This is a genomic window from Streptomyces mesophilus, from assembly GCF_011044995.1.
GTDB classification, from domain to species: Bacteria; Actinomycetota; Actinomycetes; order Streptomycetales; family Streptomycetaceae; genus Streptomyces; species Streptomyces mesophilus.
This window is the reverse complement of the sequence record NZ_JAAKZW010000383.1, coordinates 1-4,276: the sequence shown is the minus strand read 5'-3', so window position 1 is coordinate 4,276 and position 4,276 is coordinate 1. Positions and strand designations below refer to the sequence as shown.

The 4,276-nt window shown below is 70.4% G+C and carries 6 protein-coding genes and 1 other RNA gene; 3 read left to right on the top strand and 4 right to left on the bottom strand.

What is annotated here, in order from left to right:
• Positions 1–215: DUF4287 domain-containing protein (locus G6045_RS39565; protein ID WP_206344790.1), on the top strand; the 215-nt coding region annotated here is incomplete at its 5' end.
• Positions 216–338: 123 nt separating this feature from the next.
• Positions 339–1,142: a polysaccharide deacetylase family protein gene (locus tag G6045_RS39560; RefSeq protein WP_165337082.1), complete on the top strand. Its 804-nt coding sequence runs from the start codon at positions 339–341 to the stop codon at positions 1,140–1,142.
• Here the strand turns inward: G6045_RS39560 and G6045_RS39555 are convergent.
• The 4 genes from G6045_RS39555 to G6045_RS39540 form a co-directional block, all read right to left on the bottom strand.
• Positions 1,096–1,326 (bottom strand): hypothetical protein, encoded by a 231-nt coding sequence (locus tag G6045_RS39555; protein WP_165337081.1) that lies wholly within the window; start codon positions 1,324–1,326, stop codon positions 1,096–1,098. The genes G6045_RS39560 and G6045_RS39555 overlap by 47 nt on opposite strands.
• The gene (locus tag G6045_RS39550; protein ID WP_165337080.1) at positions 1,323–2,375 is read right to left on the bottom strand and encodes a hypothetical protein; all 1,053 of its coding nucleotides are present in this window, start codon (positions 2,373–2,375) and stop codon (positions 1,323–1,325) included. Before G6045_RS39550 ends, G6045_RS39555 begins: the two co-directional genes overlap by 4 nt.
• A 198-nt stretch (positions 2,376–2,573) precedes the next feature.
• On the bottom strand, positions 2,574–3,014 hold the full coding sequence (locus G6045_RS39545) for a YdeI/OmpD-associated family protein (protein ID WP_165337079.1): 441 nt from the start codon (positions 3,012–3,014) through the stop codon (positions 2,574–2,576).
• Positions 3,011–3,622 (bottom strand): VOC family protein, encoded by a 612-nt coding sequence (locus tag G6045_RS39540; protein ID WP_165337078.1) that lies wholly within the window; start codon positions 3,620–3,622, stop codon positions 3,011–3,013. Before G6045_RS39540 ends, G6045_RS39545 begins: the two co-directional genes overlap by 4 nt.
• Positions 3,623–3,796: 174 nt before the next feature.
• Here G6045_RS39540 and rnpB point away from each other — a divergent pair.
• Positions 3,797–4,198, top strand: an RNA gene (rnpB, locus tag G6045_RS39535) — RNase P RNA component class A.
• The last annotated feature ends 78 nt before the right edge of the window (positions 4,199–4,276 follow it).

The window sequence follows — 4,276 nt, the reverse complement described above, 5'->3', positions numbered from 1 at the left end:
CCCCCGCCCCCGCCGCCAAGGGCCCCGCGGCCTACTTCCCGTCGATCGAGAAGAAGTACGGGCGCCCAATCCAGGAGTGGATCGACCTGATCCGCGCTTCGCCGCTGGAGCGCCACATGGAGCTGGTGGCCTGGCTCAAGACGGAGCACGGCCTGGGCCACGGTCACGCCAACGCACTGGTCGCCCACACGCTCAAGGAGTCACGTACCGCCTGAGCAGGCAGAACGGCAGGGTGCGTGATCCCAGCCACATTTACCCCGCCCTTACTTCGGCCAGGCAACCCGGCCACCCTCCTCTCCCTCCTCCATGGCACCTGAGCAAGACCATGGGGGAGAACCATGCAAGACAACAGCACATCCGAGGGCGGCGCCCGCAGACGCATCCGCCGCCGCTACGTGGCCCTGGCCGCGGGCCTGACGCTGGCGGCAGTGGCGGCGACCACCGCCCTGTCGTCCTGGGGCACCGACCCTGTCGCACCGAGCGAGGTGCGCGCGGACGCGGGCGACGACGGCAAGGGGACGTTCGGTTCGGTCGACTGCCGCGAGGCCAAGTGCATCGCGCTGACCTTCGACGCGGGGCCCGGCAAGGACACCCCCGAACTCCTCGACACCCTCAAGCGCGAGAAGGTCCCCGCGACCTTCTTCCTGCTCGGCAAGAACCACGTCAAGAAGTACCCGGACGTGGTCAAGCGCCTGGCCGACGAGGGCCACGAGATCGCCAACCACACCTGGACGCACGGCATCCTCACGGACCTCTCGACGGACGAGATCCGTGCCGAACTCGACCGTACGCAGCAGGCCGTCAAGGACATCACCGGCAAGGAGCCGACCTTGATGCGCCCGCCCCAGGGCCGCACCAACGACGAGGTGACACGGGTCTGCAAGGAGCTGGGTCTGTCCCAGATCCTGTGGAGCGTCACCGCCAAGGACTACGCGACCAAGGACTCGGCGCTCATCCGAAAGCGCGTCCTCGACCAGGCGGACCGCGACGGCATCATCCTGCTCCACGACATCTACGACGGCACGGTCCCGGCCGTGCCCGGGATCATCAAGTCCCTGAAGGCGGACGGCTATACGTTCGTCACGGTGCCGCAGCTCATGGCGCCGGCGGTCCCTGAGCCCGGGACGGTGTACCGCCCCTAGCGGCGAACTCGCCGAGCAGAGCGTCCAGTTCGGCACGGGCGCGCCGGCGCGAGCGCGGCGGGGGCAGGGGGCGGCGGCGGACGAGGCGCACCGTGAGGAGCGCGAGGGGGTGGAGCAGCAGCGGAACGAGCAGCAGGCCGAGCGGGAGGCCGGCCAGGGCCCGGGACCAGTCGACGGTGCTCATGCGGTGGCCTCCGTACGGTCGTCGGTGTCGCCTTGGCCGCCGCTCGCCCGGCCCACGCCGCCCGCCCGGCCCGCGCCGCCGGTGTCGCCTCGGTCGTCGTCCGTCTCGAAGGTGTGCCATTCCACGAAGGCGCGGAGCAGGTCATCGGCGTCCCATGAGAGGGCCCCCGCGCCGTAGCCGGACGTCTGGAACACGGACTTGGTCTCGAACTCGGTCAGGTAGTAGGGGACTTCACCCGCTTCCGTCCGTACGAGCAGAGGCGCGGGAGTTCCGGCGGCGCAGGCCGGGCAGGCGGCGACCACGTCATCGTCTTTGTCGCCCTCGTCGCCCTCGTCGTCCACCTCGTCCACCTCGTCCACCTCGTCCACGAGTGCGTGCCCGGGATCCTCCGCCGTGAACGCGTCCTGCGGCCAGGGCACGCGCTCGGTGCCGCGTTCATGCAGCGGGTGGAAGTAGCAGGGCCGGTCGAGGGTGAGTGCGGTGCCCTCGGTCAGACAGATCAGCGCCCGCATGCCGATACGGCTGACCTCCAGGGCCGCGACCACATCGGTCAGCGCGATCCCTTCCTCGAGCCGGCGGTCGTAGGTCCCGCCGGTGCGCTGCTCGAACTCGTCCAGCTGCCCGGCGGTGGGCACGGAGTCGGGCGGAAGGCTCTCCTCGATGAACTCGTCGGCGGCCGCGAGGGCCAGTACCGCGTAGGCACCTTCCTGCGGACCGGCCTGACCGCGGGTCTCCGGGAGGAGGCCGAGCGGCTCGGGTACCGGCAGGTCCGCCTCCCGCGCGCACCGTACGGCCCGCGCCAGCGCGTCCCGGCGCCGTACCGCCAGCGCGTAGAGGGCGGCATAGCTGAACTCGGGCAGGTCCGGCGCCGACTCCCAGTCGACGAAGGGGCGTTCGCCGGCGGGTTGGTCGCCGGCGGTTCGTTCGCCGGTGGGCCGCCGTCCCGGCCGCAGCGGTACGTCGGTGAAGCGGTGCAGCAGGGTGAGCGCCAGCGTCACCAGCGCGGTGACCGCCGCGAGTATCAGTCCCGCACGTGTGCTGGCGTCCATCGGCCCTCCCCTGTCGTCCGGCTCCGCACCCTACTTGTGCCGGTCGCGACGAGGTGTACGGGGCCGATCCAGCTGCCCGTAAATCCGGATGCGTCCGTACATCGGACTCGTCCGTAATTCGGTGCGTCCGCTCCACCCGTGGCACGGGCTGCCGGTGGCCATGACACGGACTGTCGGTTGGGGGGATCGCTGGAAGCCTCAGGTGCCGGCGCGCAGCTCCTCCAGCGCTTTGTCGATCCGCCGCAGACGCGTCTCCGGCTTCTTGGCGCCGTCGATCGCGAGGACGTGCTGCCGCTTGCGGCCCTGCGGCAGCGCGTCGTACACGGCACGCGCGGCCGGATCCGCGTCCAGCGCGCGGGCGAAGTCCTCGGGCTCGGTGATGACGCGGGGCTCGGTGTCGAGCGTCAGATCCACCTCGATCTCCTCACCGATCTCGACACCCGCGGCCGCCCGGTTGGCGTTGGACAGGCCCAGCAGACAGCGGCCCCGCATGATCGCGACACGGCTGCGCCACGTGTGCCCGTTGATCGTGATGGTCACCGGCGGGCGCTTGCCGCCGCCGAGCTGCTCGACGAGCTCGGCGGGCACTTCGAGGCCGTTCATCGGCTCCGGGGGTTCGACGAGCGTACGGAACTTCATGCCGCGCTCTCCCAGCCGTAGCCGTCCGGGTCGGTGAAGTCCCCGAGGTCGGAGCCGATCGCGAGCCGGTGCGAGCCGCTGCCCTCGGTCGGGACACCGGTGACCTTGCCGAGACCCTTGCGCGGGTAGAGCGACAGCTTCACCTGACTCCCGGTGCCGTCGAACTCGGTGTACTTGCCGCCGAAGCTCTTGGCGACCGTGAGCCCGCGCTCGACGTAGAACTTCTTGCTCGCGGCCATGTCCGAGACGCCGAGCAGCAGCACGATCTCGTCGATCTTCCGGCTGTCGGGCCCGGTGTCCTTCTTCGAGGAGCTGACCAGCTGCCAGACCGTCCCGTCGGGGGCCTGAACCACCCCGCCGAAGCCCCAGAGGGACTTCTTGGCGGGCTTCAACTCCTTGGCGCCGGCGGCGATGGCGGAGTTCTGGAGGCCGATCACGATCGAGGGCTGGGCGGCCACGAGCGAGACGGTGAATCCACGGAAGCCGGTCGTCGGGGCCTCGGAGGCCCGTACGCGTACCTGCTTGTCCAGGCCGAAGGCCTCGGCGTAGAAGCGCTGGGCGGCCGCGGGGTCGGCGGCCTCGATGGTGAGGTGCTCGATGTTCGTCATGTGCTTCACGCTAGCCAGGGGGCGGCCCCGGGCGCTTCTCGAAAGCTGACCGATGGTCTTCGCGATAGCTGACCGATGGCCTTCGCGATCGATGGTTGCCTCCAGCAACCTGCGTAGCGCACCGCAGGCGTGATCACAGGCCCTCCCCGGCCGGTACGATGGCGGCACGGCGGACGAGCCGGCCGGGCGGTCGCGGCGGAGATCTTCGGATCCCCGGCGAGGAACGTCCGGGCTCCACAGAGCAGGGTGGTGGGTAACGCCCACCCGGGGTGACCCGCGGGACAGTGCCACAGAAAACAGACCGCCGGGAGCTTCGGTTCCCGGTAAGGGTGAAACGGTGGTGTAAGAGACCACCAGCGCCCGAGGTGACTCGGACGGCTAGGTAAACCCCACCCGGAGCAAGGTCAAGAGGGAGCACCCCGGTGCTCCTGCGCGGACGTTCGAGGGCTGCTCGCCCGAGTCCGCGGGTAGACCGCACGAGGCCGGCAGCAATGCCGGCCCTAGATGGATGGCCGCCTCCCCCTGGGCCGCAAGACCCTGGGGAGACAGAACCCGGCGTACAGGCCGACTCGTCCGTCGTTATGGCCCTGACCTGGGGTTCCACCCGGGGCGGGGCCATTTTTCCGTATGGGGCGCCGCCCCCCTCTGCCTGGT